This is a genomic window from Clostridium sp. CM74B_53 (genome assembly GCF_036318045.1).
Taxonomy (GTDB): domain Bacteria; phylum Bacillota; class Clostridia; order Lachnospirales; family Lachnospiraceae; genus Pilosibacter.
The window spans coordinates 93,885-119,562 of sequence record NZ_JAWQDE010000008.1; the positions used below are offsets into that span (position 1 = coordinate 93,885).

The window sequence follows — 25,678 nt, forward strand, 5'->3', positions numbered from 1 at the left end:
CAGATCGCAGGGAAACGATGACTGTAATATTTAGAAGATAAGAAGTCACTGTGACAGCGGACTGACCGCTGTAGATACAGTGGCTTTTTTTGTGAATTGGCGTAAAATTCATAGATAATCCGGATCCATTCATGTACCTCATAGATAGATTCCCCATTTCTTTGTATCTTTTTCATAAAAACATGTATTTATTTTTGTACAATACGTATAATCCATGAATAATATCGATGATTCAATGAAAACGCGCCATTAGACGTTTGTGCAAAATACAGGTAAAATGTAGCCATAGACAGAGAGAAACATACAAAACATCAAAAGAAACACAGCAAATAGAGAACGATGAAGAGAGGGGATTCATGAATGGAACGAAAGATTTCATTAGCGTATTTGACAGTGCCGGGTATCACCCCGGTCGATGAGATCCGGATGGCGGCGGAGCTTGGATATGATTACACCAGCATCCGCACGATCCCGATGGGACAGCCGGGCGAGCCGCAGATATGTCTGGAAAAAGATCCGGAGCTGTTTAAGAAGATTCGTCAGACCTTAAAGGACTGCGATATGAAGCTTCTTGATATCGAGCTTGTCCGCGTAAGGGAAGACCTGCCGATCGATTACCGCAGAGCTTTTGAATGCGGGGCGGAGCTTGGAGCCACCGAGATCCTTTCCAGTGTCTGGACCGAGAACAAAAACTTTGCAGTTGAAGCTTACGGAAAGATCTGTGAACAGGCAGCAGAGTTCGGAATGAACGTGAACTTCGAGTTTCCGATCGTTTCCGGAGTCAAGACCTTAGAGGATGCAGCAAAGATCCAGGATCAGGTGGGAGCAAAGAACTTAAAGCTTCTGATGGACATGATCTACTGCCACTGGGATCAGGTTACACCGGAGATGATCGAGGCTTACGGAAAAGAGAGATTCGGCCTCATCCACCTCTGTGACTGCCCGAAGATCTGGAAAGCGACAGAGCTTGTAAAAGTGGTCCGTGAAGGACGCGAATACTGTGGACTCGGTGAGGCAAACCTTAAGGCGCTCTTAAAGGCACTTCCGGAAAACCCGTGCTCCATTGAACTGCCGAATAAGAAATACATTGAGCAGTACGGGGCGAAGGGACATGCGGAGAACTGCCTGAAATATGCGAGAAAGTTATTTGCAGAGCTGGATCTTCCGGACCTTTTGCAGACCGCTTGAGATAAACAGAGCAGTAAAAAGGACGAAAAAAAGTTGTGAGAGTTTCAAGATCCGCCCAGAGAGCAGGCGGAACAGAAGAAACACAATCGATATAAATATAGAAAGTGAGGAAATCGAGATGATACCTGATATCAACACAAAAATGATCACACTGATCGGGACACCTCTTGGACAGTCCTTTGCATCGAGAATGCAGAACCGTGGGTATGAAGCTGCTGGTCTCAATATGATCTACTTCTATACAGAGGCAGATAACGAGCACCTGAAGGATATCGTAAACGGCATCCGTTACATGAATTTTGCGGGATTTGCCGTTACAAAGCCAAATAAGGTAAAAGTTCTGGAGTACTTAGATGAGCTTGATCCGCTCTGTGAGAAGATGGGCTCCAGCAACACTGTCGTAAAGACACCGGAAGGAAAGCTCATTGGATATAACACCGATGGTTCCGGTTTCTACCGCTCCCTGATCGAGGAAGGGGAGGTTAAACCTGACCAGTGCGTATTCTTCTGTTTTGGCGGCGGCGGCGCGGGCCGGGCCATGTGTTCCGTTCTCGCTTATCATGGAGCGAGAAAGATCTACATCACGGATAAATTCGAGCAGTGTGCGAAGGAGCTTGTGGATGACATCAATAAAAACTTTGCACCGGTTGCGGAATTTGTACCGTACGGGGATTACTCAAAGATCGCAGCCTGTGATGTCGTGTTAAATGCCAGCGGCATCGGAATGGGAAAGACCATCGGACAGACACCGGTTCCAAAGGAATATCTTGGAAAAGGACAGCTCTGCTTTGATGCCTGCTACAATCCGGCGAGAACTCAGTTCTTAATGGATGCGGAGGAAAAGGGCTGTAAGGTCTTAAACGGTCTTGGAATGAGCCTGTATCAGGGAGCAGCGCAGATTGAACTGTGGACCGGAAAGAAAGCCCCGGTGGAGCGCATGAGGGCAGAGCTGATGGACATTCTGGCCGGAAAATAGCCGGAAACGGGGAAAAGCAGAACAGAATATAAGATGGGAGGAAACAAATGAGCCAAAATCAAAATACGGTACATAAAGAAGCGTATCTGTTGTTATTTTCCACATTCTTTATGTTTTCAACGATCCATGTAACGGGAAAAGTGATTTCCCCCTACATGCCGGCGGCTCTTGTCGTCGGGATCCGATGCCTGATCGCCCTGATCCCATTGGGCTTCATGGCGAGAAAGCATCTGAACGTGAAGGTAGAAAAAGGAGACTGGAAATGGTTCGTGATCATCGGCGGCCTGACTTACTTTGTATCGCCCTTCATGATCCAGGTGGCGATCTCACTTACCGGAGCGTCCATGGCGTCCCTTTTAAACTCGATGACACCGGTGGCGGTTACGATCCTGGCGATCATCCTTTTAGGAGAAAAGCTCACACCACCTAAACTCCTCTGTCTGGTACTTGCCATCATAGGAGCGACCATCATTACGAAAGGTGCCAACACGGAGAGCCAGTTTCTTGGAGTTGCGGCAGCCATCGCATCGGTCCTCTCATCAGCAACCTCATCGGTTCTGATGAGAAGATTAAGTTCCAAATATCCGGCGATCCTGATCACCTTCTATGGAACGGCAGTCAGCCTGATCTTCCATATTCCGATGAGCATCTATACGATCGCCACACAGCCGGTGACCGTTAATGCGATCGTTGTACTCGTTCTGATCTATCTCGGAATCGTGGGCTCCGGTCTGGCACAGTTTACCTGGACGAAGAGCTTATCACTCTTACCGGCAGTGACATGTTCCCTGTTCTACCCATTACAGCCGGTATTCACAACGATCATGGGAGCACTCTTCTTAGGGGAGCATGTCACCGTGTCGTTCCTGATTGGACTTGTTCTCATTTCGCTGGATATCGTGATCAATATTTTCGCGACATCGAAGGAAAAGTAACAGGAGATGCAGGTTGTCAATTCGGATGAAATTTAGGATAATAAAGCCAGAGGTAAATGGATGACCGGAGAAAAAAGACCGGTACAGGGAGCTGAACGGTTGAGAGAGGATCAGGAGGACATCACATGAATTTACAGTGGTTATATTATTTTGACGCCATCGCCGAATTAGAACATTATACAAGAGCTGCGGAACAGCTCCATGTGAGCCAGTCGAACTTAAGCCATGCCATCAGTGAGCTGGAGGAAGAGCTCGGAGTGGAACTGTTTGAGCGAAAAGGGCGGAACATCCGGCTCACAAAGTACGGTGAACTGTTCCGGCCGTATGTAAAACAGAGTATCACATCCCTCGAGACAGGGGTGAAGACATTAAAGGATTATATTGACCCGAATGCGGGAACCATCGTTCTTGCCGGATTCCAGTCGGTGGCTCAGTTTGCGACGGATCTGATGGTCCGGTACCAGTCTGAGACAAACCGTCTGGGAGTCCAGTTCCAGTACAGCCAGGAGGGCTGGGGGAGTATCTGCGATAAGATCTTTAACGGATCCGCGGATCTGATCCTTGCGACAAAGATCGATGATCCGAGAATTGAGGGAACCCCGATCGGGATCCACAGGCTGGCAGTTCTGGTATATGGAGGCCACAGGCTGGCTGACCTGGAATCCGTAGATTTGAGGGAGCTTGACGGAGAAAAATTTATATCCTTTGACCGAAAGGGTGAACTGATCACGAACCTGTGGAAGATCTTCAATGTTCTCCATGTAAAGCCGAATGTTGTCACAGAGACACCGAATGACCTGATCATCTACGGCCTCGTGGCAGCGGGCAGGGGAGTCGCAGTGGTGCCTTATCCTCTCGGCGGAGCACCTTACGGTACGAAGATCATCCCGATCTCCAATCAGGTTGCAGAACGAAAACTCTATCTTCAGTGGAATAAAGAACGCTATATTCCGCCTGCCGCAGAATACTTCAGAGATTATGTAGTGCGCAGCGGAGATGTATTTAACCAGTACCTGGAAAGACAGGGCATTATGACTTGATACTTAAGGGACCAGGACCGGGAAATCAGCGCAGGTCTGCCTGTAGAAGGATTTCTGAACCTGGACCCGGAAATATCCAATATTAGGAGGAAAAATCAATGAGTAAAAAACTTGTTGCGGATTTAATCGTAAATTATCTCGAAAGAAGAGATGTGAAATATGTATTCGGACTTTGTGGACATACCATCATCGGTATGCTGGATGCATTATCAAGAAGTGAGAAGCTTCACTATGTAAATACCCGTCATGAGGCCATCGCGACAACTGCAGCGGACGGATATGCACGAGTAACGCATAAGGCATCTGTAGCCCTCTGTCATTTAGGACCGGCCCTCACAAATGCCCTCACAGGTGTTGCGAACGCATCGTTAGACTCCATTCCGATGGTCCTCATCGCGGGAGACGTTCCGAGCTACTATTACGGCCGTCATCCGCATCAGGAGGTCCAGATGCATGCGGATGGAGATCAGTACCGTATCATGGAACCGGTGTGCAAGAGATGCTGGAGAGTCGATGACGTGGAAGCACTTCCGCAGATCTTTGACCGTGCGTTCCGCCTTGCTGAATCCGGTCGTCCGGGCCCGGTTCTCATCGATATCCCGATGGATATGTTCTCCAGAGAGATGGACGAGGATCTCTGGGACAGAACCTACAAAGACAGCCATGTGACCATGAAGCCGGGCATCGATCCGCAGGCGGCAAAAGCCATCGCGGGAAAACTCGTAAATGCGAAAGCGCCGGTGCTCCATGCGGGCGGCGGAATCCTCTTATCCCAGGCATCAGACGAGCTGGCTGCCCTTGCTGAGTACCTCGACATTCCGGTATCCCGTACCTTAATGGGACATGGATGCCTTTCCGACAAGCACCCGTTAATGATCGGTCAGACCGGCTTCTGGGGACTGGAATTCACCCACTCCCTCACCTTAAATGCCGACGTGATCTTAGGACTTGGCACAAGATTCGGTGAGGCGGACAGCTCCAGCTGGTATCAGGGCGTTACCTTCGATCCGGATAAGACGACCTTCCTCCAGGTGGATATCGATCCGAATGAGATCGGCAGAAACTATCCGGTAGAGATCGGTGCGGTCGGTGACTTAAAGATCGCTCTGGCCCAGATCTTAGAGGAAGTGAAGAAGATCTGTCCGGAAGGAAAGAAGAATCTGGGGCTTCGCGAGAAAATTGCTGCTGCGAAGGCGGAGTTTAAGAAATCCAACGAGGCGATCTCCAACGACAACCGCTTCCCGATGACACCGCAGAGAATCTTGAAGGACGTCAAGGAGGTATTCCCGGAGGATGCCTATATCTTTACAGACGTAGGCTGGAACAAGAACGGTGTGGCACAGCAGTTTGATATCACCGTACCGGGAACGATTCATCATACCTCCGGTCTTGCGAATATGGGCTTTGGCGCATCCGCAGTCCTTGGCGGAAAGCTTGGTGTTCCGGATAAGATCTGCCTGACACTTACAGGTGACGGCGGATTCGGCGTACAGCCTTCCTGCCTTGCGACAGCCGTTCAGGATGGAATCCCGTGTACATGGGTTGTTATGAACAACTCCGCCTTCGGAACCATCGCCGGTCTTGAGAACGCAAACTATCACCATAAATTCGGCACGGTATTCCACACACCGAACGGAGATTCCTATACACCAAGATGGTCAGCCGTTGCACAGGCTTATGGAATGGAATCCATCTGTGTGCAGTCCGCGGAAGAGTTCAAGGGAGCTCTTGAGAAAGCGCTTCAGGCAAACAAAGAGGGCAGACCGTTCCTCGTAGAGGCACCGATGGAGAACATCGTCGTTCCGACACCGGGATGCTGGAACATCAACGATATCTACAGCCCGAACGAGCTTGTAAAAGAAGGTAAGCTGGTACGGAAAGAGAACGGACGCTACGTTGCTCCGAGCCACTCCAAGTCCCACAATACGAAATAATCGGCAACTGTTGATACCCTCACAGTTACGGTTATGATAAATGTCCAGTTACGCGAAAAATGCGAGGAAGACGGGACAAAAAATTTCATCCTCATAGTTGAGTACCCACCTATAGATAAATAACCCCATTTAAAAAATCTGAGAAAAACTCCCAATCGCCGGATGTGCCATGATCCGGTGAGAGGGAGTTTTTCGTTTACGGAGCAGGGGATCAGGATCAACGTTAAAGAGCTGTCCGGATAGATCTTGAGGGAAATAAGCCAATGAGAAAAGAGTGAGAAGAGAGAGGACGTGTGAAGACATAAAAATACAACCTGCGTCCAGTGGAATAGATACAGGCTGTAAAAATCACCGGATAAGGCCGCGGACTGCTGACCTTACGCCAGAGTCTTTAAGAACGTGCTTAACAGGTTCGCCGGGATCTGCCCTGGCGCAGATGCCTTTCCTGCGGTTCCGAAGGTCACGCAGGAGCCGACGAGCTGACCGCAGATACGGCTGATGACGCCGGTGGGGCTCATGGACATGGTGATCACCGGGGTATCACTGTGCTCCTCCTTCATGGTCAACGTTGCGTCAAGCAGTGTCAGGACATCCCGCTCACACTGCGGCATCACCGCGAATTTCACGATATCAGCGCCCAGGGACTGCATCAGGCAGAGATTGCTTATGATGATGTTCTTATCCGGCGTTGCGGTAAAGTCATGGCGGGAAGCGATGACCTTCACACCGACCCGGTGGGCTGCCGCGACGATTGTTTTCATCGTCTCTTCCCCGCGGGAGAGCTCCACGTCCACGAGGTCAATAAGACCGCTGTCGATCACGGCGAGGATCGTCTTCGTGTAGGTCTCCGTATCGATCTCCATCATTCCGCCTTCCACTCTGGTACGGATCGTGAAGAGCACCGGAATATTTCCTAAAGCATTCCGGAATAAGGTCATTGCCTTGGTCCGGACTTCGGGATCTTCCATACCGGTGTAGAAGTCCGCACGCCATTCGATCAGGTCGAACGGAGTATTCCGGATCAGATTTACAGATTTTTTCAGGTCATCGAGATTTGTATCCGTAACCGGAATGCAGATCTTCGGCATTCCGTCTCCCAATTTTACATTTCTTACTTTTACAATTGCTCCCATAAGCGGTTACTCCCCTGTTTCTATATGATTGATGTAATATCCGGTCATGCGTTATATAACGCACATCTCGCAGAAAGAATGCCGGTGCTTTGTATTCCAAATCGGCAAAGCCTGCGAGGCGTGATCCGCTATGTCCATAGTATAAAGACAGGAGAGAGAAAAGTCAACACTTATGCGCGTTAAAGTTTAAAAATTTAAAGCAATATATTAACGGGAACGATCAATTCCTACTTATCAAGCGAACTCATCGATCGATCGCAAAGGTGTGCAAAGAATTGTTAAAATAATATCATATAGATTCACAGGAAAACTGTCTTATTCCTGCATTTCACACATCAATTTTTACCATTCATACACGATTTTGTGCAGTTTGCACGAACCCCATTGTATCAGGGTTATGTTTACGTTAAAATTTAGACATGAAATGTGAAATATTTATAAAGAATATGAAGCATTTGAAAAGTGGGTATGTAATGATCCGGGTGGGACCGGATCGTTACGGGTAAACAAAAAGAAGGAGAGGTAAACAGTATGAGATTAGTGAAGAGAATCACAGCAGCAGCTATGGCACTCACAATGACAGCAGCTCTTGCAGGATGCGGCAGCAGTTCCGGCAGTACATCTACAACAGCAGCTGACACAACAGCGGCAGCCGTAACTGAGAAAGCGGCGGATGGTTCCAGCGCAGAGGCGGGCAGCACATCCGTGAGCATTGACAGGGCGAAAGAGTTTGTCACAGTCGCAACCGGTCCTACGAGTGGTATCTACTACCCGATCGGCGGCGCATTTGCAACCGCATTAGGAAATGCAGGATATAAGACATCCGCACAGGCAACCGGCGCTTCGGTTGAGAACATCAACCTGATCTTAAACGGTGAGGCAGAGCTTGCAATCGCAATGCAGGACTCCGTCGTACAGGCGTATGAGGGCTTTGGTGCGTTTGAGAAGGCAGAGCCGGATCTGAGAGCCATGATGAGACTCTGGCCGAACTACGTACAGCTCGTAACCGTAGCAAGCACAGGCATCAAGAGCGTTGAGGACTTAAAGGGCAAGAGGGTCGGTATCGGTGCTCCGAACTCCGGTGTTGAGTTAAATGCGAGAATGATCTATGAAGCATACGGCATGACATATGAGGATAGTGATGTTGACTACTTATCCTACGGTGAAGCGATCGACCAGATGAAAAACGGCCAGTGCGACGCGGCATTCGTTACCTCCGGTCTTCCGAACGCAACCGTCAGCGAGCTGGCATTCAGCTACGATATGGTGATCGTTCCGATCGACGGCGAAGGCAGAGATAACCTGATCGAGAAGTATCCGTTCTTCTCCGCAAGCACGATCCCGGCCAATACATACAACAACAAAGAGGACGTGGAGAGCGTATTCGTTTACAATATCATGCTTGTAAATAAGGACGTATCCGATGACATGGTCTACGATATGCTTGACTGCATCTTCTCCGACGATGGAATCGCTACCATCAAGGCATCCCACAACACAGCAGACAAGAACATCGATGTTTCCTTCGGTGTTGACGATGTAAAGATCCCGCTTCATGACGGTGCTGCGAAGTGGTGGCAGGATCACGGTTATGAGACTCCTGAGAACTAAATTAAAAATCCTGATTCCGGTTCTTCTGGTAATCACAGCAATCTCTGCTGCCGTATTTATACGGCAGCAGAAAAAAATTCTGGTGATCGAAGAGCTTGAGACCGGAAACGTATACCGGGAGATCCCGGTAAAGACCGGTGACGAGCTTTCCTTCCAGTGGGAACATTCCTTTGAGCATATTCCGTGGTACGAGTATTACGAGATACAGAAAGACGGAAACTTCATCCTCCACACTATCGCGGTCGCGGGCTTCGGTGCCGGGATCCCGGCGGAGATGGACTGCAAATACCGCTACGAAGACGGACTCGTCTACATGGATGAGATCGAAAGCGTCTTTCCACAGTTCAACTGGATCAATTCCCAGACAGCCCTGAAGAATATCAAGGTGAATGGCGAGCTCCTGATTCAGGGCTCTGACATGCCGCATCACGTAAAAATGGTGCTGAGGATCCGGAATGGTTTCGAAAAATAAGAAAAGGAAACTGCTGAAGAAACACCGACAACAACTCTGACAACGAAGGGAAGGGAAATCTGTATGAGCGAAAAAGAGAAAAACATCGTCCCCAGTACAGCGGAAGCAGAGATGAGCGAGGAAGAAAAACAGAAACTCCTCGAGCAGTTTGATAAAGAGAGCAAGACGAGAAAGTTCGGATCCCCGGTATTAAAGAAAGCTTACCGGGTATTCGCGATCATCGTTACCTTATATCATCTGGTTTTCGCATCCGGCCTTTACATGCCGGAAACATTAAAGCATCGTTCCATCCATGTCGGCATGATCCTGATCCTTGCCTTCATGCTTTATCCGGCCACGAAAAAAGCGAGCCGCAAAGTGATCGCGTGGTATGATTATGTATTTATTGCATTGTCAGCCGCAGTTCCGATCTATATGTGCGTAGATTATGTAAACATCATCAACCGTGCCGGAAAGCCGGACATGATGGATGTCGTGATCGGTACACTCTTAACCCTGGTCGTTCTGGAGGCAACGAGACGTGTCTGCGGCATGGCTCTCCCGATCATCTCCATTATCTTTATGATCTACAGCTTAATGGGGACAAAGCAGGGACTCATCCCGATCGATGTCCCGGGCATTTTCCTCCACAGAGGATACACATGGCAGAAGTTAATGAGCCACTTCTTCTCGAACACGGAAGGTATTTACGGATCGTCAGTCAATGTTGCGTCCACCTACATCTTCCTCTTCATCGCCTTCGGTGAAGTCATGAACAAGTGTGGTATGGGTCAGTTCTTCAACGACTTCGCGAACGCCATCGCGGGCGGCACAAAGGGCGGTCCGGCAAAGGTAGCGGTCGTTGCTTCAGGTCTTCTCGGAATGATCAACGGTGCAGCCGTAGCCGTCGTTGTTACGACCGGTTCCTTCACGATCCCGCTTATGAAAAAATCCGGCTATGACGACGAGTTCGCAGGCGCCGTTGTTGCGACCGGTTCTGTCGGTGGACAGCTGATGCCGCCGGTTATGGGTGCTGCCGCATTCATCATGGCAGATACGCTCGGCATGAAATACAATGAACTTCTTTTATCCGCGATCATCCCGGCAGTCATCTACTACATGGGCATCCTGTTCCAGATCCAGATGAGGGCTGAGAAGATGGGAATGCAGGGAACCCCGAAGGATCAGCTTCCGAAGATGTCCCAGGTCATGAAGGAGTACGGTCATCTGGCACTCCCGATCATCTTCCTCGTTTACATGCTGTTCTTCTCCGGAAAGACGGTTATCATGGCTGCGTTCTATACGATCGTATTCACGATCATCGTGGCGCAGTGCAGAAAGAATACGAGAATGACCTTCCAGGATATTCTTGATGCGATGGTAGCGAGCGCGAAGTCTACCGTATCCGTAGCGATCGCCTGCGCCTGCGTTGGTATCATCGTTGGTTCCTGCTCGATTACAGGTTTCGCCCTGAACATGGCAAATACCATCATCAGCATCGGCGGAAAGAGCCTGATGTTCACACTGGTATTCACAATGATCACCTGCATGATCTTAGGTATGGGTCTTCCGAGTATCCCGTCCTATATCATTACATCTACGATCGCAGCTCCGGCTCTGGTACAGCTTGGTATCCCGGCCCTGGTTGCCCACATGTTCTGTTTCTACTTCGCAATGTTCGCAAACCTGACACCGCCGGTTGCCCTTGCAGCTTTTGCGGCAGCAGGTATCGCAGGCGGAAGTCCGATGAAGACAGGATGGGCATCCGTAAAGCTTGCGCTTGCAGGATTCATTCTTCCGTACATGTTTGTATACAATACAGACCTTCTGCTGCTTGATACTCCGCTTGCAAAAGCGATTCAGGTTGCAGTAACTGCTGCAGTTGGTGTATTCTTAATCAGTACAGCAGTCGAAGGTTTCCTGTTCACAAAGGTCAACATCGTATTGAGAATTGCCAGCCTCATTGGCGCTTATCTCCTGATCGACAGCGGTCTTGTGACAGATATCGCAGGTATCGTGATCTGCGCAGTTGTATTCGTATTCCAGAAAGCAGCTGCAAAGAAGAGTGCACCGGCGGCAGCGTAGACCTTCATAGATAACCGGTGAACACACAGGGACTGCTGCAGAAAATTTACTGCGGCGGTCCCTGTTTTTCTATATGTGTCTGTTAGAACACACCGGGTCAGGCGTCGGACAGTTGTGATCCATGCTGCGCGCAGATTGCAATAACCACTGCGGACAGATATAGAAAAACAGGGATCGTCAGAGACAGGAGGAAACAACATGCTGCTTGATGTTATTTACAGTATCTGCTTTAACATCTGCCTATTGGTAGTGCTCGCCTTCATGATGACGAAGATGGACTTTGTCCAGAGACTTCTATTAAATGAAGAGGGCGGAAGTGAGGAAGGAAGAGGAGAGAGCGTCTGGCAGAGGCTCTGGGAAAAGGTGCTTCTCGGTGTAATCTTCGGCGTCTTCTGCATCATCTCTGATTACATTGGGATTCAGGTGACAGGGGCGCTGCCGAATGCCCGGGTGATCGGTGTCCTGTCCGCCGGATTTCTGGGCGGTCCTGTCTCCGGCTTTATCACGACAGCGATTGCGGCGGCTCACCGGTATCTGATCTTCCCTGAGCGGATCTCCACGGTGGCCTGTGTGCTCTCCGCAATCATCCACGGGATCATCGGTTCCTTTATCGGCTGGAAGAAGAAGGAAAACCGCCAGTACTCGAATACATTTCTGCTTGGAGTCACGTTCATTTCCGAGATGATCCATATTGTTCTGATCCTGCTGCTCACCCGACCGTTTGATGCGGCCGTTGAGATCGTAAAGATCGTGATCGTTCCGATGGTGATCATCAATTCCGTCGGCATGGTGATCTTCTTTAATGTTTTTAAATCGATCTTCAACACGGAGGACTTGAAGGTTGCGTCCAAGGTCTCCCTCGCAATGAGAACCGCCGAGCGGTGTACCCCGTATCTTGGCTCTGTGGAGAAGGACCGGAAGACGGCGGGAAAGATCATCGACATTATTATGGAAGAGTACCACTGTCAGGGCGCGGCACTGATCGATGACATGAAATTTTTGGCAAGGAGCGGGGCATTTTCCAGTATCGTTCTCACAGAGAACAATTATCCGAGACTTTTATCTGCAACAAAGACCTTCAAGACAACGAGGATCAGCCGCGTGCCTTTACCGGAGGACGGATTTTATCCTCTTTATAAGGAGAATGTGATCATCTCTGCACCGATCCTCCTCGATGAGGGAAAGGTTCTGGCGCTTGTGATGCTGGTGAAGAAAAATGCCTATTCCTATCGGGCGGATATTGAATTTGTCACGGGACTGGCGAATCACTTCGCGATGCAGATCAAGCTCTCGGAGATGGAGAAACAGAAGGAAGAGCTGAGAAAAGCGGAGCTTCGGACCCTGCAGTCCCAGATCAATCCGCACTTCCTGTTCAATTCTTTAAATACGATCTCCTACTTCTGCCGGGAAAAGCCGGAGAAGGCGAGGGAGCTCTTGCTGGCACTGAGCTCCTATTTCCGCAGCATGCTGGAGGATACCGATTATATGGTAACTCTTGACACGGAACTTGAGCATGTAAAAGCCTATACGATGCTTGAGGAGGCGCGGTTTGAAAAACGTCTCTCGATCGAGATCAATGCGGATCCGGAGGCGCTGCGAAGCTGCGTGCCGAACCTGATCTTACAGCCCATCGTGGAGAATGCGGTCCATCACGGGGCAATGCAGAGGGAAAAAGGAGTCGGAAAGGTCATCGTAAACGTAAAACGGGAGGAACGGTCCACGAGGATCGACGTGATCGACAACGGACCGGGAATGGACTACCGGATCGTCCAGAGCCTGTACGGCGGGGAAAAAGTGGAACACACAGGAATCGGAATGATGAACGTGCAGCAGAGACTGATCTCCTTATACGGAAAGTCCTACGGACTCCAGATCGTGACAAGTGAAGAAGGGACGGACGTGCGGATGAACATTCCGGACAGCGCGGCTGGAAGCGCGCAGCAGGAGAAAACGCCAGGCTGACGATCTTCTGAAAGAACAGATGACAGCAGCCTGCTGTTTGGAACAGCGGCGTTTTTGACAGAACATGGGAGGCATGAGGTATGAGAATAGCAGTAGTTGACGATGAGCGCCCGGCAAGAAGCGAACTTAAATATCTGGTGGAACAGTGTGAGCCGGAGGCGGAGATCGCGGAGGCCGACGGAAGCGAAGAATTTCTTGCAATGCTGGAAAATGAGACCTTTGATGTGTGTTTTGTGGATATTAATCTGGGTGGAATGAACGGCACTACGCTTGCATCCATGATAAAGAGAAAGCAGCCGGACACGCTGATCATCTTTGCCACTGCGTTCCAGGAATACGCGGTAAAGGCCTTTGAGATCGGGGCGGTGGATTATCTCTTAAAACCCTTTGACTATGAGCGCGTCAAACGGGCGATGGAGCGGGTCCATGAACACATAAAGGAAAAGGCCGCCGGTCCCGGATATGAAATCGGGAAGATCATGGTGAACGTGGGCTCCAGCTTTCAGGTTGTTGACGTGGCGGATATCGTGTTCATCGAGACGGAAAAGCGTTCCTGCAAGATCCATATGAAGGACGGATCCTTCTATCTGCAGAACGAGTCATTGAACAATTATGAGACCCACCTGAAAAAGAGCCGGTTCTTCCGGATCCACAAGAGCTACCTGATCAATCTGGATTATGTGAAGGAGATGCAGGTGAGCTACAATAACGGATATTGTGTGAAGATGAAGTACTATGATGCTGAGGCATTGCCCATCGGTCGGACCCAGGTAAAGGAATTCCGGCAGATTTTTGAAAAGTAGGAATAATCAGAACAGTAAAGCAAATATTGAAAAATAAAGATCCCGCCAAAAGCCAGGACGTACAGATATTGTACAGAGGAAGGTTTCGGCGGGATCTTTAAATATCACAAAAAATTCACATACCTCCCTTGACATTGAAAATTAGATATGTTACATTACAAGTAGAACAGCGAGGTGGTGAATATGTCATCGACAAAGAGAGATTATTATGATGTGCTGGGCATCTCGAGAGATGCGGATGCTGCGGCAATTAAACGTGCATATAGAAAATTGGCAAAGAAGTATCATCCGGACTCCAATCCTGGCGATAAGACGGCGGAGCAGATGTTTAAGGATGTAAATGAGGCTTACGACGTTTTGAGTGATCCGAAGAAGAAGAAGCTTTATGACCAGTTTGGACATGCTGCTTTTGATGAGACGGCAGGTTACGGACAGGGCGCCGGAGCAGGTGCCGGTGGTTTTGGCGGATTCGGCGGCTTCGGAAACGGTGCCGGCAGAGCATACCGGTCCGGATCCTTCCGTTCCGGAGATGGAACGTATCATGAATTCCATTTTGAGGGCGGTGACGGGGATGATATCTTCGGTGATCTGTTTGGAAATATGTTTGGCGGCAAAGGAAGAGCTGGCAGCGCTGGCTTTGGCGGTTCCGGCTTCCATGGCTTTGGCGGCGGAAATGGATTTTCCGGTTCTGGATTTTCTGACCGCGGCAACGACTTAAATGCGGAGGTCCAGATAACCTTCGATGAGGCCGTTCATGGCTGCGAAAAGACCATCACGATCCAGAACCCGAACCAGCCTGGCAGCAGACCGCAGACCCTGAAGGTAAAGATCCCGGCAGGCATCGAGACCGGAAAGAGCATCCGGCTTGCAGGCAAAGGAATGCCGGGAACCGGCGGTGGTGCCGCGGGCGACCTGCTTCTCAAGATCACAGTCGGCGAAAAGGCGGGCTGGACGAGAAAAGGCATGGACGTCTACAGCGATGTGGAAGTTCCGTTCACTACGGCCGTCTTCGGCGGTGAGACTCTTGTCCACACGTTATATGGAGATGTGGTCTGCAAGATCAAAGCCGGAACCCACTCCGGCACAAAGATCCGTCTCCGCGGCAAAGGTATCGTTTCCTTAAAAGACCCGTCACTCCACGGCGACCAGTACGCCGTCGTAAGGATTCAGGTTCCAGATGACTTAAGTCCGGAGGCAAAGCAGAAGCTTAAGGAGTTTGAGGAGATCTGCAGGCGGGATGGAAGATTCCATGCGGCATAAATAAAGAAAAATTAAAGAGAGATCCGGGATTTCATCATGTGATGGTTTCCCGGATCTTTTTGATGAATATGGATAATTATTTCCCAAAAGAAGCAATGTATTCTCTCGCAGTGATCTGATCCAGATCAAAATTTTTACATATTTGTTCCAGAATAGTATTATCGCTTAAATGGAATTCTCTTCCCATGCGAATCATTGCTAAAGAAAAAAGAGCAGGACTCCCAAAATGGAATCCTGCTCTGATACAATTCACACGGTTAATTATTTGATCACATGGATCCAGCCTTCCGGTGCCTCGATGTGGCCCATCTGGATGCCTGTTAATGTGTCGTAGAGTTTCTGGATCACCGGACCCATCTTCTCCATTCCGCTCGGGAAGCAGATCTCGTTGCCGTGGTCTACGATCTTGCCGACCGGGGAGATAACAGCTGCGGTACCGCAGAGACCGCACTCAGCGAAATCTTTTACTTCTGTAAACGGAACCGGACGCTCCTCTGTCTTTAAACCGAGGTAATGCTCAGCAACGTAGAGGATGGAGCGGCGTGTGATGGACGGAAGGATAGAGTCGGACTTCGGTGTTACGACTGTGCCGTCTTTTGTAACGAAGATGAAGTTTGCTCCGCCTGTCTCCTCAACATATGTTCTTGTAGCAGCGTCGAGATACATGTTCTCATCATAGCCCTGTTTGTGAGCATCAACGATGGCATGTAAGCTCATTGCGTAGTTTAAGCCGGCCTTTACGTGGCCTGTTCCGTGAGGTGCTGCGCGGTCGAAGTCTGTGACACGGATTGTGATCGGCTTAGCGCCGCCCTTGAAGTACGGGCCGACCGGTGTACAGAACGCGCGGAACTGGTACTCGGTTGCCGGTTTCACACCGATAACCGGGTTTGTACCGAACATATACGGACGGATGTAAAGAGTTGCGCCGGAACCATACGGAGGAACGAAATCAGCGTTTGCTGCAACCAGCTTTGTGATCGCGTCAATGAAGCGCTCCTTCGGGAACTGCGGCATTTCAAGTCTTGCTGCGGAGTTCATCATACGCTCAGCGTTTAAGTCCGGGCGGAAGGTTACGATGTGACCGTCCTCCGTTGTGTATGCCTTTAAGCCCTCGAAGCAGGTCTGCGCATACTGGAATACGCATGCACACTCGTTTAAGGTGATCATATCATCAGTTGTAAGAGTCCCCTCATCCCAGGAACCATCTTTGAAGTTGGATACATATCTGTAATCAGTTTTGATGTAACCGAATCCGATATTGGACCAGTCGATCTCTTTCTTTGCCATTGGAAATTCCTCCATTCTGCCGTCAGACCGGCATTGTATTTTTTGCCGCCGGGGTCAGGCGGTAATGTCTTTTTACTGCGGTACTGTTTCGATGCAATGTACAGTTACCGTGTTTTCTATTATAAGTATTTAAGATTTATCCTGCAAGTTCTTTATGGCAAAAAGATGAAAAAAATATGGGAAAATGGGAGAAATAATGCTACAATATAACCTTAAGGAATAAAGAATATTCCGCAGATTTATTCAGCATACCCGCAGAGGCCAGACGCCTGCCATAAGAGTGAGTGACGGAGATGGAACCGGGTGGATATGTGGCCGGAAGTTTTCGGGGCGGACAGCCGGATACCGGCGATATGCGGAAAAGAAAAAAGCTGGGGAAAGGCAGAAATAACAATGGAACAAAAGAAAAACAGACTGCACTACGCCTGGTTCATCCTTGCGGGCTGCTGCATCCTGCAGGGGGCGACTCTGGGACTCATCAACAACTGTGCCGGTGTCTTTTACTCCCCGATCTGCAAAGAGCTGGGATTTGAGCTGGGAAAACTTACGATGTACCGGATGCTCTACTGCATCAGTTCTGCTTTGGCGCTGCCATTTGTGGCGACAAGCTTTCGGAAACATGATGTGCGGATCGTGATCAGCATTGCAGCTGTCATATACGGAGGCTGCGCGGCCCTCATGGGTACCTTCCATGAACTGTGGCAGTGGCATTTGACAGGCATCATTCAGGGAATTGCCTCGTCCTTCGTCTGCATGATCCCGGCGCCGATCATTCTTGGAAACTGGTTTAAGAAAAAGACCGGAACGGCGGTGGGAATCTCCGCGGCGTTCTCCGGTCTCGTCGGCATGATCGGCAGCAGCTTTCTTGGAATGGCGATCCCGGCATTCGGATGGAGGGTGAGCTATGTGGCGGTTGGAATCGTCAGTATCGCGCTGGTCCTCCCGATCTCCCTGTTCGTTCTCCGCTGCAAGCCGGAAGAGATGGGACTTCTGCCTTACGGGGCAAAGGATGTGGAGCGAAGGGCTGTATCAGACGCATCAGCGCCCGCATCCGGGGAAAACGGGATTACGTTAAAAGAATTGCTGCGTCAGCCGGAATTTTATATTGCCGTGGGTGCATACTGGACCAGTGTGTCATGCGCGTACCTGAATTCCTTCCTGACGCCCTGTGGGATCGCAGCCGGCCTTACGCTGCAGGCAGCGGCCATGATGACGAGCATCTCCCTTCTCGGAAACATGTCCAGCAAACTGATCCTCGGAAAGGTCAGTGACAGCCTTGGAATCATAAAGACCTTCGAATTTTCCATTGCGCTGGCGTTCTTTGGTCATGTGCTGCTGTTCATAGGTTCCCCGAAGACTGTGATGGCAGGTTCCCTGTTCTTCGGCGTGACATTGCCGCTTTCCTCGGTCATGATGCCGTTATTCTGCAGGATCTTCTGGAAGGGCGAGACATACAGCACGGCGTACGCTTACTCCACTATGGTGGGAACGCTTCTTGGCGCCCCGTTCAACATGTGGTTTGGAACATTCTATGACATAACAGGGGATTACAGGCTGACTATCGGGGTGAGCGCTGCGATGCTTGTTATGTTAACCTTCCTCATTATGCTTGAGGGAACTCGTCTGAAACGGATGAAGTCTGAAACGTCTCCTTCGCAAGCTCGATAAAGGCGTCCATTTCACCGGTGTGCCATTTGTCTTTGTGATAGAGGACCTGACGGTAGAGCTCCATGTGGAAATCCTTTACCGGCAGGATCGAGAGAATACCGGATTCCACTTCATGCCTTACGACAAACTCCGGGAGAAATGAGATCCCGGCGTTCTGCTTCAACATATTAATAATGAATTCTGTGTTTCCAATTTCCAGGAAAGGCTTGATCTCCTTTCCGAGAGATGCCAGATACCGGTCAAGAACGAACCGGTAGCTGGCATTTTTTTCGGTCAGGAGGAACGGGTGGCTGATGACCGAGGCAAGGTCTGTGGAATCGTTTTTTGCCAGCGTGTGGACGGAGGAAGAGACAAAGGAGATATTTTCCGGCGCTTCCAGAACTTTTATAAAACGCTTGTCGTCAATGGGCTGGTCGAGGAGATAGACCAGATCGATAGAGTTCTTGTTCATGCGGTCCAAAAGAACATCCGGGGAGTCCAGAACGATGCTCACGGAGACGTTCGGGTAAAGCTGATGGAATTTCTTTAAAAGATCCGGAAAGATGGATTCACAGATGGATTCAATGGTTCCGATGGTGAGGTCACCGGAGAGCTCTGTGGAGGCGGAAACCGCTTTTTTCGCGTCGGCGACGGTGCCAAGGATCGTCACGGCATAGCGGTAAAAGATCTCCCCGTGATGAGTCAGGACCGTCTTTTTTCCGAGGCGGTCAAAGAGATGGATGCCGAGTTCCTCCTCCAACTGTTTGATCTGGACCGTGACGGCGGCCTGGGAATAGCCTAACGCCTCGGCGGCTTTTGAAAAACTTTGCTTTTGCGCGATCTGTAGAAACGTGCGGATCTCTCGAAGTTCCATGGCGGATTCCTTTCTTCTCTATAAAAATTTATAAACGATCTGTTTAAAACGTTCAATTTTACTTTCAGTACTTCTTATGATACGCTAAGGATATAGAAATTGCAAGAAAATAGCAGGATAGAATGCGAATTTTCAGGATGTGAGACTCGGAGTCATGAATGGCGGGCGGAAAAAGTGATCCGATCGGCAGAAAAGAACGGAGAAAGGACGGATACAATGGAGAAAAGCGATATCAGATATCAGGCATATGTGAGTATTCTGGAAGAGGAGCTGAAGCCGGCGATGGGATGTACGGAGCCGATCGCCATCGCTTACTGCGCGGCAGTCGCGAGAGAAGTGCTCGGCGGACTCCCGGAGAAGGTGAAGGTAGGAGCCAGCGGCAGCATGATCAAGAACGTAAAATCCGTGATCGTCCCGAATACGGATCATTTAAAGGGAATCCCGGCGGCGGCGGCGGCAGGAATCGTTGCAGGTGATCCGAAAAAGGAACTTGAGGTCATAGCGTCTGTCACAAAAGAGCAGATCACGGCGATGAAGGAATTCCTTCAGACGATCCCGGTGGAAGTGGAACATATTGATAACGGCATCACCTTTGATATTATTGTGACACTGACACGCGGAACAGATACCAGCATGGTCCGTATCGCAAATTATCACACGAATGTGGTACATATTGAAAAGAACGGAGAAGTTCTCAAGGATATCCCGGTGAATGGTGAGGAGGAGGAAGGTCTTACGGACCGCTCACTGCTCGATATGGAGCATATCTGGGACTTTATCCACACAGTGGATGTGAATGATATCAGAGAGGTTCTGGAGCGCCAGAAAACCTACAATATGGCAATCGCCAGAGAGGGAATGCGTGGGAAGTATGGATCCAACATCGGCGCACTTCTTCTTGATATGAATGGAAATGATGTCCGTACACGGGCGAGAGCCATGGCGGCAGCCGGATCTGACGCACGAATGAACGGATGTGAGCTTCCGGTTATCATCAACTCCGGCAGTGGAAATCAAGGAATCACGGCTTCTGTTCCGGTCATCGTATACGCAACGGAGCTGGGAGTCGATGAGGATACCATGTACCGGGCGATGGCACTCTCAGATCTCACGACGATCCACCAGAAGACGCCCATCGGAAGACTATCCGCTTACTGCGGCGCAGTCAGCGCGGGCGCGGGTTCCGGAGCAGGGATCGCGTATCTCTCCGGAGCGTCCTATGATGAGGTGGTCCACACCGTGATCAATGCGGTCGCCATTATTTCCGGTATGGTCTGTGACGGCGCGAAAGCGTCCTGCGCGGCAAAGATCGCTGAGGCGGTGGACGCGGGGATCATCGGCTACTATATGGCAAAGCGTGGTCAGAACTTTGATGACGGCGACGGAATCGTGACGGCCGGGATCGAGGCGACGATCCGCAACGTGGGACGTCTCGCAAAAGAGGGAATGAAGGAGACGAATGATGAGATCATCAACATTATGATCGGGAGCTGAGGTATGTCTCCCGTGCGAATTAAGATATGAAAGTATGGTTTCGGAGTGTTGTCCAGGTGACGGCACTCCGTTTTTGCTTGTAACTATGAAGGTACTGAATAATTACGTATAAGGTTTTTTCTGCGGGAAATAACCTTAGCTTGATAAAGAATAACAAAGAAGTAGAAAGATATAGCAAAAAATGATACATTATATACAAGAAAAGCCGCAGGAATGTGCGGCTTTCAGAAACTCTTTTCAGCAGCGATGCGCGGGAAGAGAGATAGAAAAATGAGGGAGGGAAGAACATGAGCTATGATATCAATCTGAAACATCTGGAATACTTCATCAAGGTGGCGAGACTTGGTTCCATCAACAAGGCGGCCCAGATGCTCTATGTTTCCCAGTCCCATCTTGGAAAGATCATTCATGACCTGGAGGAGACCGTTGGGGCGCCGCTCTTAAACAGGAGCCGTCAGGGCGTGACGCTGACTCCCGAGGGAAATGAGTTTTTGGAGCGGTCAGTGCGGATCTTAAAGGAAATGGAAGGAATGCATCTGCGGCCATTAAAGGAGATGGAGAAGACAGAGCCCCTGGCGGTGTCCATGACAAAGTTTTCCCATGTGATGGAGAGCTTTATCACTATCGTGCGACGGTACCAGGATCAGCCGGAATTCACCCACCGCCTGTATGAGGGGCAGTTGGAGGATGTCATCGAGGATGTGGTCTCCGGTCGGGCCGACATCGGAATTTTCCATTTCGACAGTCAGAGGCATGAGGAGATCCAGATGATGGCGGCGGCGAAAGGCCTTACATACCGGTTCCTCTCTTATGTGGAACCGCAGATCGTGATCTCAAAGGATCATCCGCTCGTCCGGGAGAAGAAGCCGATGACGAGGGAGAATCTTGCGAATTACGGATTTATCCGCTATATGGGGCTGTATGACGATATTCTCTCCAATATCCTCGGACCAAATGAGGATGGGGGAAGTACGGGAAAGAAGAAGGAGATTTATGTGACAGGGCGTGCGACGCTCATGAATCTGATCTCACAGACGGATTTTTACAGCATCGGAATCCATGACTTCGACAAGCAGCTGTCGGATTTCCGGGCAGTTTCCGTGCCGATTCCGGGGTGCGAGGTGAAGCTGGAATTCGGGTATGTGACACTTGCGGATGTGCCGATCTCCGGGATTGGGGAAGAGTTTTTGAAGGAAGTAAGAGAGCGGCTTGAGAGGGGACAGGACGTTTAAAATAAGAGAAAATGCACGGAAAATGTGCTGATAAGAGCTTCCTGCAAAGTATGGAAAGTGCGGCAGCAGGAGTGGAAGGTCATAGAGGAAAGGAGTAAACAAAAGTTATGTTTCAGGATCTGATCAATGAGGCACTGGAAACGGGACGCCCATACATCAAAGAGGGAGAGGTTGCGACCTATATTCCGGAGCTTGGAAGAGCGGACAAGAATAAGCTTGGAATCAGTATTTTCTGCCGGGATGGAAGCCGGTTCTCTTGCGGGGATACGAAGGACCGGTTCAGCATCCAGAGTATTTCGAAGGTTATCAGCCTTGCAGTAGCACTTGAGGTCTGCGGGTTTGACATGGTGTTTGAGAATGTGGGGATGGAGCCGTCGGGGGACGCGTTCAACTCCCTGATCAAGCTTGAGGGATCCAACAGTCATCCATACAATCCGATGATCAACTCCGGTGCCATCGCGGTGGCGAGCTTTATCGAGCCGAAGGTATCGTTTGGGGAGATGCTGGAGCTTGCGAGGTGTTTCTGTCAGGATGACGGGATCGTTCTGGATGAGAAGGTCTATTGCTCGGAGATGTCGACGGTGGCGAGAAACCGCGCCATCGCCTACCTTTTAGAGAGCAAGGGCGTGATCAATGGAAATGTGGAGGAAGCGCTGGATTTCTATGTGAAAATGTGCTCGCTGAGCGTGACGGCGGAAAGCCTTGCGGGATTGGGACTTCTGCTTGCAAACGATGGAGTGGATCCGTCTGGAAAGCGGCTGTTGAATTCTGACACGGTGAGAGTCGTGAAGACGATCATGCTGACCTGCGGCATGTATGACGGGTCCGGGGAATTTGCGGTCCGCGTGGGAATTCCGTCGAAGAGCGGTGTCGGTGGCGGACTGCTGTCTGTTGTTGACGGGAAGATGGGAATCGGAATCTATGGTCCGTCCCTGGACGCAAAGGGAAACAGCATTGCTGGGAGAAAAATCCTGCAGTTCCTTTCCTCACAGATGAAATTGCATATTTTTGCGAAGAAGGACTGAGCAGTTTTTTGATGAAGGGTAACTGTTCATCAGGTTACGATGAAAGTATGAAAGTGGTACGGGAACCCAGAGGAAAAAGGGCAGACGGAAACTTTCTTCTTTAAAGAAAAATTAGGAAGGGGAGGTATTAAGAGAGAAAATCAGGCAGAAGTTTGGGCTGATGATCACACAAAGATGTAGGTTGTCGCAAGCGACCGCGCTCGGCACGAGAATGTGTCGAGGCACATTCTTCTTCGGGGATAATGAAATGTGCGGTCCTGGCAAAATTTTCTGAAAAAATGATTGTAAATACGGATAACTTACAGTAAAATTTTGGGGTAACAAAAAAGAAAAAAGAGGGGTAACAACACATGTACGATTTGTATGGGGCACTGATCGGGAATCTCAGTAATTATCTTTACACATACATCCTGATCATTTTACTTGTTGCAGGCGGAATTTACTTTACGGTCCGCACAAAGTTTGTTCAGTTCCGCTATTTAAAGGAATCCTTGCGGGTCGTTCTCGCACCGAGTGAGGATGACAAGGCGATCTCGTCTTTTCAGGCACTTATGGTTTCGACGGCATCCCGTGTGGGAACCGGAAATATCGCAGGCGTATCTACTGCGATTTGTCTCGGCGGACTCGGATCATTATTCTGGATGTGGCTTACAGCGCTTCTGGGAATGTCCACTGCTTTCGTGGAGGGAACTCTGGCTCAGATCTACAAACGCCGTTCCGATGACGGCGGATGCTATGGCGGCCCGTCCTACTATATCGATCAGGCGATCGGAAAGCACTGGCTTGGGATCCTGTTCGCAGTATTTATGATCCTGACCTACATGGTTGGCTTTAATCTGGTTGCGTCCTTTAACATTGCGGATGCGCTCCGGGTAGTTCCGGGATATGCGGAGCATGAGAATCTTGCAAAGTGGATCATCGGCGCTGTGCTTGCGGTCCTGTTCTTTATATGCATCAGCGGCGGCGGAAAGCAGATCGCGGGGATTACAGAGAAGGTTGTTCCATTTATGGGATTCTTCTACATTGCGGTTGCAATGTTCGTGATCGTGACCCATATCACACTTCTCCCAGGAGTGTTCGCAGAGATCTTCCGCAACGCGTTTGATGTGAAAGCAATTTTCGGCGGATTTACGGGGTCTGCGGTCATGCTTGGTATCAAGAGAGGTCTTTTCTCTAACGAAGCCGGTGTTGGTGCAGCTGCGTGTGCGGCTGGTTCCGCGGGTGTTTCCCATCCGGTAAAGCAGGGACTTGTTCAGGTGCTTTCTGTATTCCTTGATACCTGTATGATCTGTACAGCGACTGCGATGCTGTTGCTCTGCTCTGGTGTGGAGCCGGATGCGGATATGGCCGGAATGGCCTATGTGCAGGCGGCTATGAACAGCACACTCGGCAAGTTTGGTGTTGTGTTTATTACAGTTTCCCTGTTCCTGTTTGCATTTACGACCCTGCTTGGAAACTTCTATTATGCGGAGACAGGGCTTGCGTATCTTTGCGGCATGACTCCATCTAATGGGGCAAAGTGGGGCATGAGGATCGTTGCTGCGGTGGTTGTGTGCGTCGGCGCTACGATGAAGCTTGGTATTGTCTGGGATACAGCGGATGTGCTGATGGGCTTCATGGCGCTGATCAATGTGCCGGTGATCGTTATTCTCCTGAAGCCGGTACTGCGGTGTCTTGAGGATTATACAGAGCAGAAAAAGGCCGGAAAGAATCCGGTGTTTAAGGCGGAGCATATTGAACTGAAGGAGAAGGTGGACTTCTGGAATTAGGGACGATATTTCCGGGAATGGAATTGGATATGGAAATGGATGAAGGGCAGCCGCAAGGCTGTCCTTTGTTTTTGGGATGGGAGCGACGAGTTTGGAGAGAGTATGCTGCCGGTCTGCCTCCAGTCCCAGACGCCGGGTATTTCCCAGGCGGTTCCTCTAAGCTTGCGGAAGAATGCTAAGGGCGGTGGTCAGTCGGCACAACTCGCCTTCGGCTCAGACAAGTGCCGCCTGTCCACCAACGCATTCTCCCACGAGCTAAGAGGAAACCATGCCCGGAAAATAATGCGTCTGAGCCTGGAGGCAGACCGGCAGCTGGGGGGTGGCTAAATTACATAATCGTCCCCCGGCTGGCCATTCTGCACGAGGTCGGCGATGGTGACGCCGTCTAAGTATTCGTTGACGACTTTGTCAAGACCCTGCCAGAGAGGGAGAGTTTTGCAGCTTCCCATTCTGGGGCAGTCGGTGCTGCCGGGCTCTAAGCAGGCTACCGGAGCCATGGAGTTTTCAGTGAGGCGAAGAATGCTGCCGACTGTGTACTGTTCCGGTGCTTTTGTGAGGCGATATCCACCGCCTTTACCGCGGACCCCCTCTAAGAGTTTTGCTTTTACGAGGACCTTGATGATGCCCTCGAGGTATTTTTCAGAGATTTCCTGTCTTGCTGCTGTATCTTTTAATGGAATATAGCCGTCGGTCTGGTGTTCCGCAAGATCGATCAGGACGCGGAGAGCGTAGCGGCCTTTTGTTGAAACCATCATAATCTGTATCCTCCCATGCTGCTGCGTGTTGCTGAATATTTTTGATCGTAATGTAAGTTTAACATTATTCCTATTATAATACAAGGTTTAAGGGAAAAAAAGGGAATAAATACAACGCCGTTGTGCAATATGCAGAGAAAATGAGAAAAAGTGCCATAAATAGTTTAAAGATTGACATACTTCATAGATATGTGTAGAATTTGATTAGTTATAACTA

General features: G+C 49.9%; 20 protein-coding genes. 16 read left to right on the plus strand and 4 right to left on the minus strand.

The genetic code is table 11. From position 1 onward, the window contains the following. The first annotated feature begins 360 nt into the window (after positions 1-360). From V2546_RS08825 to V2546_RS08845, 5 genes are all read left to right on the plus strand, one after another. Complete coding sequence (locus V2546_RS08825; protein ID WP_329752094.1) at positions 361-1,188, plus strand: sugar phosphate isomerase/epimerase; 828 nt, start codon at positions 361-363, stop codon at positions 1,186-1,188. A gap of 118 nt (positions 1,189-1,306) precedes the next feature. After that, positions 1,307-2,164, plus strand: coding sequence for a shikimate dehydrogenase (locus V2546_RS08830; protein WP_329752095.1), 858 nt, complete (start codon positions 1,307-1,309; stop codon positions 2,162-2,164). 47 nt (positions 2,165-2,211) lie between these two features. Next, the gene (locus V2546_RS08835) at positions 2,212-3,099 is read left to right on the plus strand and encodes a DMT family transporter (RefSeq protein WP_329752096.1); all 888 of its coding nucleotides are present in this window, start codon (positions 2,212-2,214) and stop codon (positions 3,097-3,099) included. 125 nt (positions 3,100-3,224) lie between these two features. Continuing rightward, complete coding sequence (locus V2546_RS08840) at positions 3,225-4,139, plus strand: LysR family transcriptional regulator (RefSeq protein WP_329752097.1); 915 nt, start codon at positions 3,225-3,227, stop codon at positions 4,137-4,139. 98 nt (positions 4,140-4,237) lie between these two features. Next, the gene (locus V2546_RS08845; RefSeq protein WP_329752098.1) at positions 4,238-6,073 is read left to right on the plus strand and encodes a thiamine pyrophosphate-binding protein; all 1,836 of its coding nucleotides are present in this window, start codon (positions 4,238-4,240) and stop codon (positions 6,071-6,073) included. Between the two features lie 377 nt (positions 6,074-6,450). Here V2546_RS08845 and aroD read toward each other — a convergent pair whose 3' ends face one another. Beyond that, positions 6,451-7,206: a type I 3-dehydroquinate dehydratase gene (aroD, locus tag V2546_RS08850; protein ID WP_329752099.1), complete on the minus strand. Its 756-nt coding sequence runs from the start codon at positions 7,204-7,206 to the stop codon at positions 6,451-6,453. Positions 7,207-7,737: 531 nt separating this feature from the next. On the opposite strand from aroD, the gene V2546_RS08855 reads away from it, so the two are divergent. The 6 genes from V2546_RS08855 to V2546_RS08880 all read left to right on the plus strand — a co-directional run bounded on the left by V2546_RS08855 (position 7,738) and on the right by V2546_RS08880 (position 15,378). Continuing rightward, positions 7,738-8,817 carry a TAXI family TRAP transporter solute-binding subunit gene (locus V2546_RS08855; RefSeq protein WP_242990658.1) on the plus strand — a complete coding sequence of 360 codons (1,080 nt, stop codon included), beginning with the start codon at positions 7,738-7,740 and terminating at the stop codon, positions 8,815-8,817. Beyond that, positions 8,798-9,289 carry a DUF1850 domain-containing protein gene (locus V2546_RS08860; protein ID WP_117503214.1) on the plus strand — a complete coding sequence of 164 codons (492 nt, stop codon included), beginning with the start codon at positions 8,798-8,800 and terminating at the stop codon, positions 9,287-9,289. The genes V2546_RS08855 and V2546_RS08860 overlap by 20 nt, the downstream gene beginning before the upstream one ends. 63 nt (positions 9,290-9,352) lie before the next feature. Next, complete coding sequence (locus V2546_RS08865; RefSeq protein WP_117513078.1) at positions 9,353-11,353, plus strand: TRAP transporter permease; 2,001 nt, start codon at positions 9,353-9,355, stop codon at positions 11,351-11,353. A 198-nt stretch (positions 11,354-11,551) separates the two neighbouring features. Beyond that, the gene (locus tag V2546_RS08870) at positions 11,552-13,315 is read left to right on the plus strand and encodes a LytS/YhcK type 5TM receptor domain-containing protein (protein WP_117503216.1); all 1,764 of its coding nucleotides are present in this window, start codon (positions 11,552-11,554) and stop codon (positions 13,313-13,315) included. A gap of 80 nt (positions 13,316-13,395) precedes the next feature. Continuing rightward, complete coding sequence (locus V2546_RS08875) at positions 13,396-14,118, plus strand: LytR/AlgR family response regulator transcription factor (RefSeq protein ID WP_117503217.1); 723 nt, start codon at positions 13,396-13,398, stop codon at positions 14,116-14,118. A 183-nt stretch (positions 14,119-14,301) separates the two neighbouring features. After that, positions 14,302-15,378, plus strand: a complete 1,077-nt coding sequence (locus V2546_RS08880) for a DnaJ C-terminal domain-containing protein (RefSeq protein WP_329752100.1) — start codon at positions 14,302-14,304, stop codon at positions 15,376-15,378. Between the two features lie 261 nt (positions 15,379-15,639). Here the strand turns inward: V2546_RS08880 and V2546_RS08885 are convergent, their stop codons facing one another. Beyond that, positions 15,640-16,665 carry a branched-chain amino acid aminotransferase gene (locus V2546_RS08885; protein WP_142412250.1) on the minus strand — a complete coding sequence of 342 codons (1,026 nt, stop codon included), beginning with the start codon at positions 16,663-16,665 and terminating at the stop codon, positions 15,640-15,642. Between the two features lie 393 nt (positions 16,666-17,058). Here V2546_RS08885 and V2546_RS08890 point away from each other — a divergent pair, with 393 nt between their 5' ends. Further along, positions 17,059-18,333 carry an MFS transporter gene (locus V2546_RS08890; RefSeq protein ID WP_329752101.1) on the plus strand — a complete coding sequence of 425 codons (1,275 nt, stop codon included), beginning with the start codon at positions 17,059-17,061 and terminating at the stop codon, positions 18,331-18,333. On the opposite strand, the gene V2546_RS08895 is transcribed toward V2546_RS08890, so the two are convergent. After that, complete coding sequence (locus V2546_RS08895) at positions 18,269-19,186, minus strand: LysR family transcriptional regulator (RefSeq protein WP_329752102.1); 918 nt, start codon at positions 19,184-19,186, stop codon at positions 18,269-18,271. The genes V2546_RS08890 and V2546_RS08895 overlap by 65 nt on opposite strands. 216 nt (positions 19,187-19,402) lie before the next feature. Between V2546_RS08895 and V2546_RS08900 the strand changes: the two genes are divergently transcribed. The 4 genes from V2546_RS08900 (at position 19,403) to V2546_RS08915 (ending at position 24,706) form a co-directional block, all read left to right on the plus strand. Beyond that, positions 19,403-20,680, plus strand: a complete 1,278-nt coding sequence (locus V2546_RS08900) for an L-serine ammonia-lyase, iron-sulfur-dependent, subunit alpha (RefSeq protein WP_329752103.1) — start codon at positions 19,403-19,405, stop codon at positions 20,678-20,680. A gap of 287 nt (positions 20,681-20,967) precedes the next feature. Continuing rightward, complete coding sequence (locus tag V2546_RS08905; protein ID WP_117515799.1) at positions 20,968-21,912, plus strand: LysR family transcriptional regulator; 945 nt, start codon at positions 20,968-20,970, stop codon at positions 21,910-21,912. A 107-nt stretch (positions 21,913-22,019) separates the two neighbouring features. Beyond that, positions 22,020-22,937: a glutaminase A gene (gene glsA / locus V2546_RS08910; RefSeq protein WP_329752104.1), complete on the plus strand. Its 918-nt coding sequence runs from the start codon at positions 22,020-22,022 to the stop codon at positions 22,935-22,937. A gap of 350 nt (positions 22,938-23,287) precedes the next feature. After that, positions 23,288-24,706: an alanine/glycine:cation symporter family protein gene (locus tag V2546_RS08915; protein WP_329752105.1), complete on the plus strand. Its 1,419-nt coding sequence runs from the start codon at positions 23,288-23,290 to the stop codon at positions 24,704-24,706. A gap of 323 nt (positions 24,707-25,029) precedes the next feature. Here the strand turns inward: V2546_RS08915 and V2546_RS08920 are convergent, their stop codons facing one another. Next, a complete protein-coding gene (locus V2546_RS08920) occupies positions 25,030-25,461 on the minus strand; it encodes an RrF2 family transcriptional regulator (RefSeq protein WP_118530538.1) in 432 nt (143 codons plus the stop codon). Positions 25,462-25,678 lie beyond the last annotated feature (217 nt).

What these genes read in the sequence shown, in the direction of transcription:
- V2546_RS08825 (WP_329752094.1), top strand. Translation starts at nt 361, where the DNA reads ATGGAACGAAAGATTTCATTAGCGTATTTGACAGTGCCGGGTATCACC.
- V2546_RS08830 (WP_329752095.1), top strand. Translation starts at nt 1,307, where the DNA reads ATGATACCTGATATCAACACAAAAATGATCACACTGATCGGGACACCT.
- V2546_RS08835 (WP_329752096.1), top strand. Translation starts at nt 2,212, where the DNA reads ATGAGCCAAAATCAAAATACGGTACATAAAGAAGCGTATCTGTTGTTA.
- V2546_RS08840 (WP_329752097.1), top strand. Translation starts at nt 3,225, where the DNA reads ATGAATTTACAGTGGTTATATTATTTTGACGCCATCGCCGAATTAGAA.
- V2546_RS08845 (WP_329752098.1), top strand. Translation starts at nt 4,238, where the DNA reads ATGAGTAAAAAACTTGTTGCGGATTTAATCGTAAATTATCTCGAAAGA.
- aroD (WP_329752099.1), bottom strand. Translation starts at nt 7,206, where the DNA reads ATGGGAGCAATTGTAAAAGTAAGAAATGTAAAATTGGGAGACGGAATG.
- V2546_RS08855 (WP_242990658.1), top strand. Translation starts at nt 7,738, where the DNA reads ATGAGATTAGTGAAGAGAATCACAGCAGCAGCTATGGCACTCACAATG.
- V2546_RS08860 (WP_117503214.1), top strand. Translation starts at nt 8,798, where the DNA reads ATGAGACTCCTGAGAACTAAATTAAAAATCCTGATTCCGGTTCTTCTG.
- V2546_RS08865 (WP_117513078.1), top strand. Translation starts at nt 9,353, where the DNA reads ATGAGCGAAAAAGAGAAAAACATCGTCCCCAGTACAGCGGAAGCAGAG.
- V2546_RS08870 (WP_117503216.1), top strand. Translation starts at nt 11,552, where the DNA reads ATGCTGCTTGATGTTATTTACAGTATCTGCTTTAACATCTGCCTATTG.
- V2546_RS08875 (WP_117503217.1), top strand. Translation starts at nt 13,396, where the DNA reads ATGAGAATAGCAGTAGTTGACGATGAGCGCCCGGCAAGAAGCGAACTT.
- V2546_RS08880 (WP_329752100.1), top strand. Translation starts at nt 14,302, where the DNA reads ATGTCATCGACAAAGAGAGATTATTATGATGTGCTGGGCATCTCGAGA.
- V2546_RS08885 (WP_142412250.1), bottom strand. Translation starts at nt 16,665, where the DNA reads ATGGCAAAGAAAGAGATCGACTGGTCCAATATCGGATTCGGTTACATC.
- V2546_RS08890 (WP_329752101.1), top strand. Translation starts at nt 17,059, where the DNA reads ATGGAACAAAAGAAAAACAGACTGCACTACGCCTGGTTCATCCTTGCG.
- V2546_RS08895 (WP_329752102.1), bottom strand. Translation starts at nt 19,186, where the DNA reads ATGGAACTTCGAGAGATCCGCACGTTTCTACAGATCGCGCAAAAGCAA.
- V2546_RS08900 (WP_329752103.1), top strand. Translation starts at nt 19,403, where the DNA reads ATGGAGAAAAGCGATATCAGATATCAGGCATATGTGAGTATTCTGGAA.
- V2546_RS08905 (WP_117515799.1), top strand. Translation starts at nt 20,968, where the DNA reads ATGAGCTATGATATCAATCTGAAACATCTGGAATACTTCATCAAGGTG.
- glsA (WP_329752104.1), top strand. Translation starts at nt 22,020, where the DNA reads ATGTTTCAGGATCTGATCAATGAGGCACTGGAAACGGGACGCCCATAC.
- V2546_RS08915 (WP_329752105.1), top strand. Translation starts at nt 23,288, where the DNA reads ATGTACGATTTGTATGGGGCACTGATCGGGAATCTCAGTAATTATCTT.
- V2546_RS08920 (WP_118530538.1), bottom strand. Translation starts at nt 25,461, where the DNA reads ATGATGGTTTCAACAAAAGGCCGCTACGCTCTCCGCGTCCTGATCGAT.